Source organism: Candidatus Caccoplasma merdavium, assembly GCA_018715595.1.
In the GTDB taxonomy this organism is placed as follows: Bacteria; Bacteroidota; Bacteroidia; order Bacteroidales; family UBA11471; genus Caccoplasma; species Caccoplasma merdavium.
Map to the genome: position 1 here is coordinate 1 of DVLI01000024.1, position 15,288 is coordinate 15,288.

Below are 15,288 nucleotides of genomic sequence, written 5' to 3' on the forward strand. Positions count from 1 at the left end.
AAAAAGACTAAGGTGGTTATAGCATCAGGGCTCCACCTCTACCCATACCGAACAGAGAAGTTAAACCTGATCACGCCGATGGTACTGCGCAAGCGGGAGAGTAGGTAGCCGCCCCCTCAGCGCCGGAGACAAAAGTCCCCGGCGTTTTTTTTTATACCCCCACACCCACTCCCCAGAGAGCCGGCACCGCTAACCCCCAACAGCCAACAACCCGCCGACAAACCACCAACAAACCACCTGCGACTTACCCCTCAGCCACAGACACGCACCCCTCAGCCAACAAACGGGGAAGAAAAGGTGAAACTTTTTCTCTCTCCTGCACGTCTAATGCAAAAACACCATTAAGAGGTGAGAATTATGAAAATTTGGAAATTTTGTCTAGTTTCATTCTTATGTCTATGTGCATGTTGTCTGTCGGCACAGACGGAAGAGTGTGTGGAGATGGCGCCGCTTACTCCTGAGCAGAAGGTGGCTGACTTTGAATACCTCTACGGGGTGTTGCGCGACAACTACCCTTTCTTCGGGGTGGCCGAGCGTAAATTTGGTATCGACTGGCTGGCACGGCACGACGAGTATGTCGAGCGGTTGAAGGCCACTACCGACAACAAGAGCTATATCTCGGCGCTGAATCGCATCATCAAGGAACTCCGCGACGGGCATCTCGACTTGTTCCCGACGGCTCTGCCGGAGTTTTTTGAAGAGGCGTATGCCTCGAACCGCGGATATAAAAGGTGGGTCAAGACGATACGGCGCAGCGAAGGCCGAGCCGCCTATTGGAGCCGTATGTTCTCGAACAAACCGAGTGTGAATAGCGGTGAGGGCTCCCGACCGGTTGTTTCGTATTACCGCGATACGATACTGTGCGACGGTCGGGTGGCCTACATGCGCATCGAGGCGCTCGACATGGCTTCGCTGGCTGTCGACGGAGAGAAAATAGACCGCTTCCTGTCGTCGATTGCCGATGCCCGTTGTCTGGTGATCGACATTCAGGGTAACGGAGGCGGCAATACGCGTTACTGGTCGGAGCATATCGTGCCGCGCCTTATCGACGAACCGTTGGAATTTTCCACAGACGTGCTTTCCAAAAATGGAGAGTTGAACAAATATTTCAAGCCCCGCTATTTTGGCCGGAAATCTTATCGGTTGGAAAGTCAGCCCGAAGGGGGCTCGTTGCCCGACGAGCTGTTTGACGGCTCTTATTATGTCCATGAGACGCACCAGAAAATCCGGCCCGAGAATCCGGTGGCGTTCGAGGGGGAAATCTTTTTGTTGGTCGATGGCGGCGTTTTCTCTTCGTCGGGGATATGGGCCGACTTCTGCAAGCGTACCGGCTGGGCAACCCTTGTGGGGCGGACCACGGCCACGCAGGGCATGGGCTCCGACCCGGGTATCGTCTGCCTGCCCGAGAGCGGTATTCTTGTGCGCTATCCCATTGATAGCGGTATCAATGCCGACGGCACATTCAATGGCGAGGTTGGCGTTCGTCCCGATGTGAGAATCCCCGGGAAAAACAGGACGGAGCGGTTGCATAACCTGCTCGAATATCTGTCGGACCGATGATGAACGCTGCGCCGTTCGGTTGCCACTCCGGGCACAGCCCGAGACTTGGTGCGGAGAGAAAACCCGGTTTACGTTTGTGGGGGAACGGAGAATAAATTTTATCGTTACGAAACTTTTTGCATATTTGCTTCGTCTAATATCTATAAAACATACAACAATGAAAAATAAAATTTTGCTGACCGCAGCCATATTGCTTGCCTTACCAAGTATCGCCCTGGCCGATAACGGCTTTTTGGACGAAATAGCCTCGAACATTATACCCCTGACAGTTTCGATCCTTGTGGTGCCTTTTGTGGTGGTGTTGGCCATCTTGATTGCCATCTTGATATACAATTACCGCAAATCCCAAATGCGTGCGCGCATTATCGAGAAGTCGTTGGAGAGCGGCCGTGATTTGCCCGACGGTTTTTGGTCTCCCAGGAAAAAGCGTAAACCGCTCAAAGAGGAGAATACATACCTGGGTATAGGGCTTGGATCCCTCTTCATGGGCTGGGTCTCGGGCGAATATATTTTTACCGGCGTGGCCATTATATTCCTGGTCATGAGCCTGGGAGGCTTCCTGGTCTATGCCCTGCAACGTTTGGAAAAAAAGGGCGACAAAGACGACTCGGCCGATGAAAAACAGTAGCGAAGAGGCGGCTTGGATAGCCCGGTGTGTCCTTTGGGACGACCGCCGGGCTTTTGCCCATCTGGTCGAGAAGTATCAGGTGAGGCTCCGTCGTTTCCTGTTGCATCTCACCGGCGGCGATTCCTATCTGGCCGACGACCTGGCGCAAGACACGTTTCTGCGGGCCTACGAGCGGATAAGGAGTTACAAGGGGCTGTCGTCGTTCTCGACCTGGCTCTTCCGCATTGCCTGCAATCTTTTCTACGATTACAGCCGGCGTATGGAGAAGTTCGACAGTATCGATTCCGACGAGGTGGCCGCCCTGAGTGTCGAGCCGATGCCGGTTGCCGAGAAAATCGATGTCATGAGGGCGTTGGGCACGCTGCGTCCCGAAGAGCGCATGGCGCTGTCGCTTTTCTATCTCGAAGATATGCCCATCGCCAAAATCGCTTCGGTGATGGAACGCACCGAGGGCAGCGTGAAGACGTTACTGTTCAGAGGAAAACAACATGTAAGCGAATATTTCAAACAAGACCGATATGAAAGAGATGAATGATGAGACTTTACGGTCGCTTTTCAAAGAAAGCGGACGCCGGGCTCTGGAAGACGAGCCCGACAAGTGGTTTACGCGCCGGGTGATGGCCCGTCTGCCCCGCCGTTCGTCGATGGCCCGTCGCGTGGCGTGGGCGGTTTTTGTCGTGATGTGCATCGTGGCTGCGGCGGTATATGTCGATTATGCCCGGGTGTGCCTGCATGCCCAGGATTACAAGTCGCTTGTGGTAGCTGCTTTCTGTGTCCTGGCTTCGGCTTGCGGGCTTGGTTTGCAACTGAATCGCCTGCTGCACATCGGGCGGTAATCTTGTCCCGGCATATTATTATAAGAGGAAGGCATCGAAAATTCGTTCGATGCCTTCCCTTTTTTGTCTTGTAAAAAATGAGTTTAGCCCAGGACGACGTCGAGAATCATCATCAGGGCAAAACCGACAGCAAATCCTATCGTGCCGATATTGCTGTGGCGGCCGGTCGCACTCTCGGGTATGAGCTCCTCGACCACGACATAGAGCATGGCGCCGGCCGAGAAGGCGAGCAGATAGGGGAGAACCGGTGTTACATAGGCGGCCAGCAGCAGGGTGATGATGGCTCCGAGTGGCTCCACGATTCCGCTCAGGGCACCGAGGGCAAATGATTTTTTCTTGCTGTTTCCTTCGGCCAGCATGGGCATGGATATGATGGCCCCTTCGGGAATGTTCTGTATGGCGATACCTATCGACAAGGCGATGGCTCCGGCTGCCGAGAGGTCGGCCGACTGGGTGAGTACGCCGGCCATGACGGCTCCTACGGCCATGCCCTCGGGCAGGTTGTGCAGCGTTACCGCCAGGGTGAGCATCGAGGTGCGGGAGAGTCGGCTCCGGGGTCCTTCGGGCTTTTTGCTGTCGAGGTGAAGGTGCGGGGTGATGTGGTCGAGCAGCAGCAGGAAGCCCATGCCGGCCAAGAATCCTACCGTGGCCGGCATGACCGCCCAGGCACCCTCAGCGCCACTCAGTTCGATACTGGGAATGAGCAGCGACCACACCGAGGCGGCCACCATGACCCCCGAGGCAAAACCCAGCAGGGCTTTTTGCAGCATACCCGGCAATGAGTCTCTCAGCAGGAAAACACAGGCGGCGCCTGTCACCGTACCGGCAAAGGGCAACAGTAGCCCCAAGAATAATCCGTCCATAAGATTTTGTATTGAAGTAGTACGGGCAAAGATAGTGAAAGGCAAGAGCAGAGGCAAGGAGAAAGCGAAGATTTCGCCGTTGGCTATGCCGAGGCGCCTCCCCATCTCTTTGAATTGTCATTCCCGCCTTGGAGCGGAATCCAAAATTCCTCTCGCGAACCGATGTTTTATGACCTCGTGTGGAAGCGATATGCGTGGATTCCCCGTCGCACGGGGAATGATCCACCTTGGCGTATGATAAGAAACCCGGGAATGGAGCCCGGCAAAAGTGGGGGATCCATCCAAAGAACAGGCCGATACGCGTCGTTATTCATCATGATGGGGGGGGACGACGTGGCGGTTGGGATATAGAAAACGCACCCCCGACGAGGTGCGTTTTCTAATGGTGGGAGAGATGGTTAGAATTTGTAAGAGCAACCGACGAGCAACATACCCTTGCTCATATTGGTCATCCACTGGCTCTTTGCTTCGGCTGTGATGGAGATGGCTTCGTTGATGGCGTATTCTCCTCCAAAACCCAGGTCGAGGAAAATGCGGTTGGCCGTCGATTTGTAGGTCCGATACTTCTGCCAATAGTGGTCATAACCGACACCGGCAATGGGATAGACCGAGAAATTTTTGAGGGTGGTGTTGATGACATAATGGGCATCGACCGTGATGTCGAAAAATTTCAGGTCGTGTCCGCCACCGATGTTGAATTGCGGAGCCAAACGCCAACCGTCGGCCACGGCTACGCGAAATTCCACTCCGGCCAGTCCTTGTGCTCCACCGGTCGAAGAGATACCGGCGTGTACGTTGATACCCATGTCTCCTTTGAGATCTTGTGCAAAGGCTTGTGTTGCTGTCAAACACAGTACGGCTATTGCAAATAATACCTTTTTCATATCGCTGAAAATTAAAGTTATTATCAAAGGTAGTAAATTTTTATCGCGGATTGTGGTGATAGATGTTAAAAAAGATATACGGGCGGTTGTCGTGGTTTCATTCTGTGTCGAGAGCGAGTTTGGACATAATCCACCAGCCTGTCATGAAAAAGATGCCGCCCAAGCATCTCTCATGCTTGGGCGGCGCAAAAGTTTACCGGGAGAATGTCGAAACAGCCTTATTTAAAGGTGATTTCTTTCCATTGAATACCGAGCTATCGGGTGTTGCTTTCGACTTTGGACCCGTTGGGGAAGTGTCGGTTGCCTGTTTGTCTTTGTTCAGCATCAAGACACAGTTCCCTGACGAGAAGAGAGGTGTTTTTTTGAAGGGAACGTTGTGTCGAGAGCCATGGCGTCGATCGTCGATCCTTCACCCGCTTCTTCGGTGTAGGTGAGGTCGTCGGCAGGCTCCGATTTTATTTGCAAAAGCAAAGATGGCGATATTTGGCATTTATCCAAACTTTTTGTCAAAAATCGCCTTTGTTGTATTCGATATTGGCTGCTTTTTTACTTTCTTTTTGATTTATTCAAATCCATATCCGTATCCCAAACGGGTGATGATGTGATTCCCGTAACGGCCTATTTTTTTTCGTAAGCGTGTGATATTGACGTCGATGGTGCGGTCGAGAACGACCACATCGTTGCTCCATACCTGATTGAGAATGTCGGCTCGCGAGAGTATGGTGCCTTGGTGGCTGAGGAAGAGGTCGAGAATCTCAAATTCTTTCTTGGTGAGTTCGATTTCTTCGCCGTCGATGGTGCAGCATTTCCGGCGTCGGTTGATTTGGAGCGTCTCGAAGGCGAGCGTCCCGTCGTCACGTTTCTCCTCTTGGTGTTCGGTGCGGCGAAGGACGCTTCGCACGCGGGCTATCACTTCGCGGGTTGAGAATGGCTTGGCTATGTAATCGTCGGCACCGATGTTGAGCCCCGTGACGATGTCGTCTTCGGAGTCGCGGGCGGTGCAGAAGATGATGGGTATGCGGGCTGTTTCGGGGCGTTCGCGCAGCATGCGGGCGAAACGGTATCCGCTTATCTCTCCCATCATCACATCGAGCAGGATAAGGTCGTAACTCGTCAGGTCGAGACGCAACGCCTCTTCGGCGCTGTTGGCCGTGTCGACATCATAACCTTCGACTTCGAGGTTGAACTGGATTATCTCGCAGAGCGACTCTTCATCATCGACCACGAGGATTTTTTGTTTCGAAGCACTCATATTCATTACTTGAAAACGCCGTGTGAAAACTGGTTGGCTTGGAGTGAGTCTGTTCGTCTCGAACATATCCCCGGGGGGAATCTCCTAAGTCATGGCACAAAATTATAAGGCTGGGATGAGATAAAAAATACCTGTCGAATGGTTTAATGTAATTGTAATAAGTGTGTTACAGGTTTGTAACATGATGGGACTTACCTTCCCGTATAGCGGCCGAGGCGACCCGCTGCAAGGCGGGCCGCCTCGGCCCCGGTATGGCGGGGGAACAGACGGGTCAATGCAATAGACCCGTTTCGTGGAGCCACTCTTCGGCCAGACGGGTCCAGTCGTTGGTCGAACCGGGGTTGTTGCGCAGGGCGATGCTGTGCCCGCCGTTGGGGAAGATGTGCAGCGACGAGCCCTTGATGTCGTGGCGTTTCAGCGCCTCAAAGAGGCGCAGGCTGTTGAGACACGACACGGCGGGGTCGTCCATGGCATGGACGATAAACATTTTCGGGGTCGACTCCGACACCTGCTTGTTGCAGGAGAATTTGTCGCGCATTGCGGGGGTGTCGTATGTGCCCAGCAGATTCTCCCGGCTCCCTTTATGAGCAATCTCGTCCATCGACACGACGGGCGAAACGAGTATGGCGAAGTCGGGGCGGAACGATACCGTGTCGAGACGGTCGCCGGCGCGGCTCCAATCGTCGGTAATGGTGGCGGCGCAGGCCGACAGGTGTCCTCCGGCCGATGAACCCATGACGCCGATGCGTTGCGGGTCGATGCCCCAGCGGTCGGCATGGGCGCGAATGTAGCGCAAGGCGCGTTGCATGTCTTGCAACGGAGCCTGGTAGCAGGTCTCGACATCGGGCGACTGCGGCAGCCGGTGTTGCAGCACAAAGGCGGTGAATCCCATCGTGTTGAACCATTTGGCAAGCTGGAAGCCGCTGATTTGATAGGCCAGCCGGGCATAGCCTCCGCCGGGTACGATGACCACGGCCGCGCCCTTGTTTTCGGCTTGGGAGGTCTCGAAGAGGTAAAGCCCTGGCGTGCCGACCTGATAGATACGTTCGTTGGCGATGCTGTCGGGCAGGTTCAGCCCCCGGCTGTTGGGCATTTTACCTTTTTCCCAAATGGGTATGAATTCTTGTGCTTCGACAGTTGTAATCAGGCTCATGAGACAAAGAAAAAATACAAATTTTTTCATGGCATAAGAAAGTCTTTTGATAAGGATAAAAGTATGAAATTATTCTTTTTCCCATTGGGTTGTTATTCTGTATTGGACATGTGTATCAGCGTTATGCGGGCTCCGTTTTTCCCGAAAGTCAAGAAGTAGGAGGAGAATTTTTTTACATCGTTGACATACATCTCACCACATTCTGCATCGAAATATTTCATATAGAATCGGCGTAACCGTTCCAAGTCGCCCACCCAAATGGCCAAGTGTTCTATCTTCATTTAAATAGAAAAATCGTTTCCGCAAAGATAGAAAATCGGGACGGAAACAAAAGTATATGCGGTCGATACTATTTACATGGAACTGAACATGTAAAGAATGAGTGTAGATGCCCTTATAGCTAAAACGTAGACAGCCACGAAGAATAGGAAAAATGAGAGATGCCTGCTTTTATTTACGGTTTTAAAATGGTATATCAAGTGAAAAAGAAACAATACTGGGAACAGCAAAGTCCAAAACAAAAAGTGTGAGAAAGAGGGCTCTTTGACTATATTGGTAATGAAAATGAAGAGCGTGAAATACAGGCTTAGAAAGTCGAGAAAAAACAAGACATATTCTTGTTTCTTTTCTATGATTTTGGGCGGGCATAATCTGTAAGCCGCATCCATGAGAATAAAAAGGAGAAAATCAAATGCTAAAAAAACGCCAACTGAGTACATGGGATTATTTTTATGGGGATAGTATGTTATGAAATTTGATGTTTTTTGTTCTCTAGTTTTACATGAGTTCGTTCCAGCAATACCCTTGCCCCATAGCATAATCGCAATCACTACCTACAAAATTTCTATAGCGTTTCCAATGGGTTTTATTATATTTTACACAATCTGTGTTAGGCCCATTATAGTCCATGCAGATTTTTTCTTGAAAAGTACATCGTCCTTCATTTATTGTTATGCCAAAGGCTGTGGTACAATTTTTATTCCCATGATTTTGGAAACAAGGGATACCCATTGTCGTTTTCTTCATGTTTGGATTGTCTTGTTCACATGAACAGAGGTCTCCAAAATCGAATATTAAAATCTGGTTATCTTTGCAGTATGTTTCTTCTCTTTGTTCTCTAAAAAGGATCTTATTTCCTTTTATTATATTATTTTTTGTTCCTAATATTTTTTCAGTTTTTTTTCTTCCGATTAGTTTTATAGTAGATAAATTGGTTATGTTGTTTATTTTTATAATACCCAATTTATTTGACAAGAATTCTCCTCCGTCAATTTCAATAATAGCATCACTTAAAGGATAATAGATTCTAATATAAGAATAATCTTTTGAAATATAATGATGATTGGGAATTTCATTGCTATGATTTTTTACAAAATCTCTTAAAGCTTCTCTCCCTTCTTCTTCGATATAAATGGTTTGGAATCCAAAAAGTTTGATGCTGTTTTCATAATATTCGTGACCAACTTTTGTTGTAATGTATTTTTTTTCAAACTCATCGATATTATTTTGAATAAAGGTCATTGGCTCTTGATGTATACTTACGAAATCATTGTTGTTAGAACAAGATTGAAAAAAAACGTCTAAAATGATTATAAATAAAAAAGAATATAAGTTTTTCATATCGAAATAATTTAATATGTAATTTCTCAAATATATGTCTGAAAACTTAAATATACAATAAAATAATTTTTGTTTTATTGTTTTTTAAGAAAGTGTGTTGTATATGCAAATTTAGAGGTAGGGTTTCTGAAAGATTGGTGGAAGTATTGGCTTGTTTTAACGGGGAGACAGGTATGTTCTTTCCCTGTTAAAAACAGCCTATATGTTTGTTTTTTCAGACAGGCATGTTATCTTTGAAAGATAAGATATGTCCCGTAAGAAGACGTTTTTTTGATTCATTTTATTGGATTTTGGAGAAAGGTTCCCGAGTGATATGAAAGTCAAACTTTTTGCGGCCGATGTGAAGACCGGCCTCTCGGTCGACTATGCCGAAGGCGGTGTGCGGGCGGGCTTTCCCAGTCCGGCACAGGATTATGAGACCGAGTCTATCGACCTCAACAAGGAATTGATACGTCACCCGGCTACGACTTTTTATGCCCGGGCCAAGGGTGATTCGATGCGCGACTGCGGCATCGACGACGGCGACCTGCTCATCGTCGACAAGGCGCTCGAACCGCAAGACGGCAACATCGTCGTGGCTTTTGTCGACGGGGAGTTCACGCTCAAACGCATTCGCATCGACAAGGCCGGCAACTGCCTGTGGCTCGTCCCGGCCAACGACGACTATCCTCCCCTGCGTGTCACGGCCGAGAACCATTTTGTCGTGTGGGGCGTGGTTACCTACAACATCAAGCGGCAGCGCTGACTTTTCGGCTTCTCCCGTTTTTCTCTACCGGCTGTTTTTTACCCCTTTTATCTATCCTTTCGTATGATAGCCTTGGTCGACTGCAACAATTTCTTCGTCTCGTGCGAGCGGGTGTTTGCTCCCGCCCTGCGCGACAAGCCGGTCGTCGTTCTCTCCAACAACGACGGTTGTGTGGTGGCCCGCAGCAACGAAGTGAAGGCCATGGGCATCAAGATGGGTACCCCCTTGTATCAGATTCGCGGCCTTTTGGAGAGTGGCAACGTGGCGGTTTTCAGCAGCAATTACAATCTCTACGGCGACATGAGCCGCCGTGTCATGTCGCTCCTTGCCGAGTTTTCGCCCGACTGTGTGCCCTACTCCATCGACGAGGCTTTTCTCGACCTCACGGGCGTCTGCTCCAATGAGGCGTTGCCCGAGTATGCCCGGCGTATGGCCCGCACCGTGGAGCGCGGTACCGGCATTCCCGTAACGGTGGGGATAGCACCTACCAAGACCCTGGCCAAGGTGGCGGCCCATTTCGGCAAGAAATACAGCGGATATGCCGGGGTGTGTCTCATCGACAGCGAAGAGAAACGGTGCAAGGCGTTGGCCCGCTGTCCCATTGGCGAGGTGTGGGGTGTCGGTCGGCACAACCTGGCCAAGATGGAATATTTCGGCGTGGCCACTGCCGCCGATTTCGTGGCACGGGGCGAGAGTTGGGTGCGTCGCCACTTTACCGTCTCGGGGGTGCGCACCTGGAAAGAGTTGCAGGGTATCGCCTGCATCGGCGACGATGAGATACCCGAGAAGAAGTCGATATGCACCTCGCGCAGCTTCCCCGACCGGGGCATACGCCGTCGTGCTCAACTCGAAGAGGCCGTTGCCAACTTCGCCGCTTCCTGTGTCCGCAAGTTGCGCCGGCAACATCATTACTGCCGGGCGGTAACCGTTTTTGCCCGTACCAGCCGTTTCTCGACAGACTCCCCGCAAGATACCATCTACCGCACGCGTTACCTGCCGGTACCCACCGGCGACGTGCAGGAAATCATCTCGGCCGTTGTCGGCCTCCTGCGCGAGAGTTATCCCCGTGAGGAAATTTACGATTACAAGAAGGCCGGCGTGATGGTGTGCGACCTGGTGCCCGATACGGCCGTGCAGACCTACCTCTTCGACACCGTTGACCGCGCCCGCCAGTCGGCTTTGGCCGAAGCCATCGACCGCATCAACCGCAAGAACGGCCACGACACCGTGCGCATAGCCCTGCAAGGCTACGACACGACATGGCACATCAAGAGCGAGCACCGCAGCCGCCAATACACCACCCGCCTCGACGAAATCATTCAAGTCAAGTCGTAAGACGGGTAAGTCGCCGCGGGGAGCAGCTCCGACGAAATCCCTTATCTAGTTTTTAGGATTGATGAAGAGACGGCTACTCCGTGCGGACGGGGCGGCAAAGCTGGCCGAGCAGGGCGGGGTTGAGGGCCACTTCTTTGCTCAGTTCGATGTGGGTGCAGGCTTCTTCGCGCAGGAATCGTGAGGTGGAGGTTTCGCCGCGGGCTACGTCCCAAGTGAGGAGAATGGTATAGATTTTCAGGGCTTTGAGTTTGCGTATGAGCATCTCGTGGTCGGCGTCGCCGGTGATGAGCACGACGTAGTCGAAATGCCGTATCGTCGACAGTTCGTAGGCTTCGAGGGCGAACCACACGTCGATGCCCTTTTCTATCACCGTTTCGTTGCCACCCCGCTGTATCGAACGCAGGTGCTTGTAGTGGAAGATGACGTCGTTCTCGATGAGCGAGTCTTCAAATCGGCGCTCGTCGAAGAGCAGGTGCTTGTTGGCGGCCTCGTCGACCCGGTAACGCCCGCGGAAGTAGTGGCTCTCGGTAATGTGGCTGTCGGCGGCCCGGGTGTGGCTCAACCGGCCCACCACGTCGCGGATATACTTCATCAAGGCGGCGAGGTCGATGTTGAGGCGCGAGGTCTCTTCGAGGTTTTCGTTCACTTTGGCATAGTAGCCGCCGTCGATAAACAAGCCTATGGATTGAATCGAGTCATTCATGGGTCATACCGTTTTATTGCGTTCGATGCCATAAAGATAGCTCTTTTCTCCGAAAAGAAAAATTTTCCACCCGGTCTGCCGCCTATTGTCCCAACAATTTCTCCTCGATTATCTGCCGGTATTTCTCGGGCGTGGCGCCCACCTCGACGATGGGTTTGCCATCAACGGGAATAAATATCAACGTGGGAAGCGCCTGCACGTTGAAGTATTGGCAGAGTTCTTTTTCGAGGTCGGCATTGACCTTGTAGAACGATACCCGGCCTTGGTATTCCCGGGCAAACTTCTCTATCTCGGGCAGCAGCCTTTTGCAGGGAATGCACCAGGTGGCCCAGAAGTCGATGACCACCGGTTTCCGGCATTTGAGCTTGGGATCTCCACCGAGGCGGTAGTCGAAGATGTGCCGCACGAAGAAATCTTTGTTGATGGGGGTAACCGTCCCGTCGGCTTCGGCGACGGTGTCGGCCTTCGCGGCCGTTGCCTCGTAGGTTACGGCAACGAGGTCGAAGGGTTGGTAATAGATTTTCTGCCGGGGAAAGTCGATGGAGAGAAGTCCGTTCCGGAGCAGGTCGAGCCCCAGGGTCGAGTGAGAGAGCACGGTGTCTTTCACGGCTATGCCGCCCGTCAGAGGCGTTTTTACAAATGTCCAGTCGGGCAGGGGGGCCGCCTCGTTGGTGGTGACGGGAGCCGAGTAGGCCGGCTGGCTGTTGCCGGCGGCCGTTGTGCCCGTGGTGAGGTTCCATGTCTCGTAGTCGGCGGCCGTGAGGTTGACGAGGGCATCGGCCCAGGTGTCGAGGAGCAGGCTCCGGTTTTCCCCGCCGATGGTTACGTCGCACGCGATGCCGCTGCCCGGCAGCAGGCGCATGTCGGCGCGGCAGTTGAGTTTCATGTAGGAGGGTCGGTAGGGAAGCGACAGTGTGATTTTGCGATGGCGCGAGTCGATGGTGAGCACCATGTCGCGGAAGAACGAACCTCCGATAATGCCCGCCACGTCGAGCGATTGCAGGTAGGCGGGGTCGCCGTCGAGCACAAAGGCCGGCACGTTGCTCTTGTAGATGGCGTCGCCAAGGGTGAGGGCTCCTATCTCCACGATGCCGCGTGTGGCGACTTGCTTGTAGAGAAAGTGGTCGTAGCCCGGGTCTCCGTGCCGCGTGGTGTCGATGCCCAGTGCGTCGAGGTGTGCGGGAAGGAGTGCGGTGTGCCCGGCAAGGTCGACGACGAAGTCGGCCGCACGACCGTTGACGTCGAGCGTGACGATGATTTTCCCGTCGGTGTCGCGGTAGTCGAAAACATACGACGAGCCGCTTGTCTGTGCCGTGCCGTCCATGACGATGAGGCCGGCAATGCACCACAAGGCTATTTGGAGGATACGTTTTTTCATAATCGTTTATTTTTCTTTCGTTATGATGATGCGCCTTTCTTTCCCCTCTTTTTCGATGATGAGGGTGGCCGTGTCGGTGGGTATGTCGGCCATGATGCGGCGTATCGACCATTCGTCCATGGGCACACCGTCGAGCCGGGTGCCGTTTATCTCGACGACCTTGTCGCCGAAAGCGGCCTGTCCGCCGAGGCTCTCCCACACGGTGGTGATGCGGAAAGCACCGTCGAGCGGCAGTATGTCGACATTCCAATGGCCCGGTTCGTCGGCCATGTCGACCGGCTCTTGTGAGTAGGGCAGGAAGTAGAAACGCCGGCGCAGGAAGTCGATGACCACCTTTCCGTGGTGCAGCAGGGAGGCGCCGATGATGCTGTTGTCCATGACCGTCGTGGTGCCTGAGGCTCCCGTAAAGCGTTGGGAGCCGACAGTGAGTTCGGGAACGGTGAGGCGTGCGATTTTTACCGGGTCGCCCAGTCCGTGTATGCCCGCTCCCACGATGCCGAAGGCTTCGCTCTCCTTGTGTGCGGCCTGTGCGGTGGTGAGTCTCTCGGCGTCTTGCATCGAGAGCAGGAGAAAGTCGGGTACGCCCGTGTCGAAGAGTACCTCGACGGTCGTGTTACCGAACGGTACCTCGACGATGGGGTGCAAGCTGTTGGTCGAGAGCAGCGGCAGACCGTCGCCGACTTTCAGCCGTTCGGGACGGTAGGGAATGTTGATGACCAAAATCTTGTTCCGTTCGTCGATGGTTACGACCGTGCCGGCGAAGGCGTCGCACCCCAGAATGCCGACGACTCCCAGCTCGTCGAAAAATCCGTTCTCGGGCAGAATGAGCGAGGAGAGTTGTGCGAGGGTATGGTGTGGCGAGAGTGCGACGTTGCTGATGACTCCTTTTTGGAAAACGCTTTTGTTGCTGTTCAGGTCCGACACGCCGGCATAGCCTTGCGCCTCGGCGCCGGCCTTTACGGCCACCTCGGCCACGGTACCCGTCTGTCCGCCGGTATCGACGATGTAGCGCACCGGTATGCCGTTGAGCACGACGGGTATGACGATGCGGTTGTGAATATAGTCGTAGGGTATGGTGTCGCACACCCGGTTCTGTATCTGGGCGGCCGACGGGTCGGTTGCCAGCCCTGCGAATACGAGGGCGACGATGAGCCGCGTGAGCTTAGCGGTTGAAGCGAATCGGTTTACGTTCATAAACGACGGTCTTTTCTCCGGCTCGACAGTCGATAGTCAGCCGGGATTTCTTTTTCTTTTTCAGCGCGGGAATGCCTTGGGTGATGCTCTCGCAGAAGTCGAATGTTCCCACCGGTTTCCCGTTTATCGCCAACACCTTGTCGCCCGGAGCTATACCCTCATGGTCTTCGCCCCAGACACGGGCCACTACCAGGTCGCCCTCTTTCACGGTGAGTTCGATGTCGGCATATCGGCTTTCGGGCCGGTGTGTCTCTTCGGGCCGGTAGGCTTCGTAGTAGAGCCGTTGGCGGGGATAGTCGATGGTGATGCGTCCGTATGTGAGCAGTTCGGTGCCCAGCAGCGAGATGGGGGCTTCGGCGGTGGTCGTGACGACGGCTTCGAACTTGACCGAGCCTACCGACAGCGCCGGTATGCCCACTCGCATGGCCTCTTCTTCCTGCCGTCGCCCCGAGATGCCCATGTTGCTCTCTCCGTAGCTGCGGGCCAGGCATTGCACGCCGGCACGCCCGTCGATGCGCTGGTAATCTTGCGCGCGGAGCGAGAGCAGTTGCGGCGACCCGGTGTCGAAGAGGGCTTTCAAGGTGATGCCCGGCACGACTTGGAACGGTATGATGGGCATACCGCCGGCCGCAGCATCGAACTCGATGAGCCTCCGCAGCGAGATGGCCGGGGCGGCGCTGCCCGGGGCGAGCGTGAGGGTGCGGCTCTCACCGTCGATGGAGAGTATCATCTCGCCGAGCATGTCGCTGCCGATGATGCCCACGGCACCGAAACAGGAGAGCCCGGCGTCTTGTTCGAGCAGCAGGGCGGGAACGTCGGAGAAGGTTATCTTGCCGTCGGGTGTGGCGATGTGCGACACGGCCACCCGTGCGAAAGAGATTGTCTCGTTGTTGGCATCAACGGCTGTGAGCGTGTCGACGGCCGTCCAGCCGAGGCGGTCGGCAAACGATTTCAGAAACGAGGTCTGCCCGCCGGTATCGAGGACGAAGGGGTAGGTCGTCCCATTGACGGACATTTCCATCACCAGCTTGCCGGCAACGAGCCGGTAAGGCATCGTCGAGGCGACGGGTTGTGCCTGCACCATCAAACAGCAGAGGCATAAGGTTACCGAGCCGAGCAGTCTTTTGAGCATATCCG

At 53.5% G+C, this 15,288-nt stretch carries 16 protein-coding genes and 1 rRNA gene; 7 read left to right on the plus strand and 10 right to left on the minus strand.

Features of this window, described 5'->3' with window-relative positions; genetic code table 11:
• Window positions 1-8 precede the first annotated feature (8 nt).
• The 5 genes from rrf to IAD09_07940 all read left to right on the plus strand — a co-directional run bounded on the left by rrf (window position 9) and on the right by IAD09_07940 (window position 3,024).
• Window positions 9-117, plus strand: a 5S ribosomal RNA gene (gene rrf / locus IAD09_07920).
• A 324-nt stretch (window positions 118-441) separates the two neighbouring features.
• Complete coding sequence (locus IAD09_07925; protein ID HIT82146.1) at window positions 442-1,560, plus strand: hypothetical protein; 1,119 nt, start codon at window positions 442-444, stop codon at window positions 1,558-1,560.
• A gap of 157 nt (window positions 1,561-1,717) precedes the next feature.
• Window positions 1,718-2,188, plus strand: coding sequence for a hypothetical protein (locus tag IAD09_07930; protein HIT82147.1), 471 nt, complete (start codon window positions 1,718-1,720; stop codon window positions 2,186-2,188).
• On the plus strand, window positions 2,175-2,723 hold the full coding sequence (locus tag IAD09_07935) for an RNA polymerase sigma factor (protein ID HIT82148.1): 549 nt from the start codon (window positions 2,175-2,177) through the stop codon (window positions 2,721-2,723). The genes IAD09_07930 and IAD09_07935 overlap by 14 nt, the downstream gene beginning before the upstream one ends.
• Window positions 2,707-3,024, plus strand: coding sequence for a DUF5056 domain-containing protein (locus IAD09_07940; protein HIT82149.1), 318 nt, complete (start codon window positions 2,707-2,709; stop codon window positions 3,022-3,024). The genes IAD09_07935 and IAD09_07940 overlap by 17 nt, the downstream gene beginning before the upstream one ends.
• 83 nt (window positions 3,025-3,107) lie before the next feature.
• Here IAD09_07940 and IAD09_07945 read toward each other — a convergent pair whose 3' ends face one another.
• The 6 genes from IAD09_07945 to IAD09_07970 all read right to left on the minus strand — a co-directional run bounded on the left by IAD09_07945 (window position 3,108) and on the right by IAD09_07970 (window position 8,796).
• Entirely contained in the window at window positions 3,108-3,887 is a 780-nt protein-coding gene (locus IAD09_07945; GenBank protein HIT82150.1) for a ZIP family metal transporter, read from the minus strand.
• Window positions 3,888-4,285: 398 nt separating this feature from the next.
• A complete protein-coding gene (locus IAD09_07950) occupies window positions 4,286-4,771 on the minus strand; it encodes an outer membrane beta-barrel protein (GenBank protein HIT82151.1) in 486 nt (161 codons plus the stop codon).
• 562 nt (window positions 4,772-5,333) lie between these two features.
• Window positions 5,334-6,023, minus strand: coding sequence for a response regulator transcription factor (locus tag IAD09_07955; GenBank protein ID HIT82152.1), 690 nt, complete (start codon window positions 6,021-6,023; stop codon window positions 5,334-5,336).
• Window positions 6,024-6,294: 271 nt separating this feature from the next.
• Window positions 6,295-7,206, minus strand: a complete 912-nt coding sequence (locus IAD09_07960; protein HIT82153.1) for an alpha/beta hydrolase — start codon at window positions 7,204-7,206, stop codon at window positions 6,295-6,297.
• Window positions 7,207-7,268: 62 nt separating this feature from the next.
• Complete coding sequence (locus tag IAD09_07965; GenBank protein HIT82154.1) at window positions 7,269-7,457, minus strand: VOC family protein; 189 nt, start codon at window positions 7,455-7,457, stop codon at window positions 7,269-7,271.
• Between the two features lie 496 nt (window positions 7,458-7,953).
• Window positions 7,954-8,796: a hypothetical protein gene (locus IAD09_07970; protein ID HIT82155.1), complete on the minus strand. Its 843-nt coding sequence runs from the start codon at window positions 8,794-8,796 to the stop codon at window positions 7,954-7,956.
• Between the two features lie 313 nt (window positions 8,797-9,109).
• On the opposite strand from IAD09_07970, the gene umuD reads away from it, so the two are divergent.
• A complete protein-coding gene (umuD, locus tag IAD09_07975; protein HIT82156.1) occupies window positions 9,110-9,541 on the plus strand; it encodes a translesion error-prone DNA polymerase V autoproteolytic subunit in 432 nt (143 codons plus the stop codon).
• Between the two features lie 63 nt (window positions 9,542-9,604).
• Entirely contained in the window at window positions 9,605-10,876 is a 1,272-nt protein-coding gene (locus tag IAD09_07980) for a Y-family DNA polymerase (GenBank protein ID HIT82157.1), read from the plus strand.
• 73 nt (window positions 10,877-10,949) lie between these two features.
• Here IAD09_07980 and IAD09_07985 read toward each other — a convergent pair whose 3' ends face one another.
• From IAD09_07985 to IAD09_08000, 4 genes are all read right to left on the minus strand, one after another.
• Window positions 10,950-11,579: an NYN domain-containing protein gene (locus IAD09_07985; protein ID HIT82158.1), complete on the minus strand. Its 630-nt coding sequence runs from the start codon at window positions 11,577-11,579 to the stop codon at window positions 10,950-10,952.
• Window positions 11,580-11,661: 82 nt separating this feature from the next.
• Window positions 11,662-12,903, minus strand: a complete 1,242-nt coding sequence (locus IAD09_07990) for a thioredoxin fold domain-containing protein (GenBank protein HIT82159.1) — start codon at window positions 12,901-12,903, stop codon at window positions 11,662-11,664.
• A 60-nt stretch (window positions 12,904-12,963) separates the two neighbouring features.
• Window positions 12,964-14,106, minus strand: a complete 1,143-nt coding sequence (locus IAD09_07995; protein HIT82160.1) for a hypothetical protein — start codon at window positions 14,104-14,106, stop codon at window positions 12,964-12,966.
• A gap of 13 nt (window positions 14,107-14,119) precedes the next feature.
• Complete coding sequence (locus IAD09_08000; GenBank protein HIT82161.1) at window positions 14,120-15,283, minus strand: aspartyl protease family protein; 1,164 nt, start codon at window positions 15,281-15,283, stop codon at window positions 14,120-14,122.
• Window positions 15,284-15,288 lie beyond the last annotated feature (5 nt).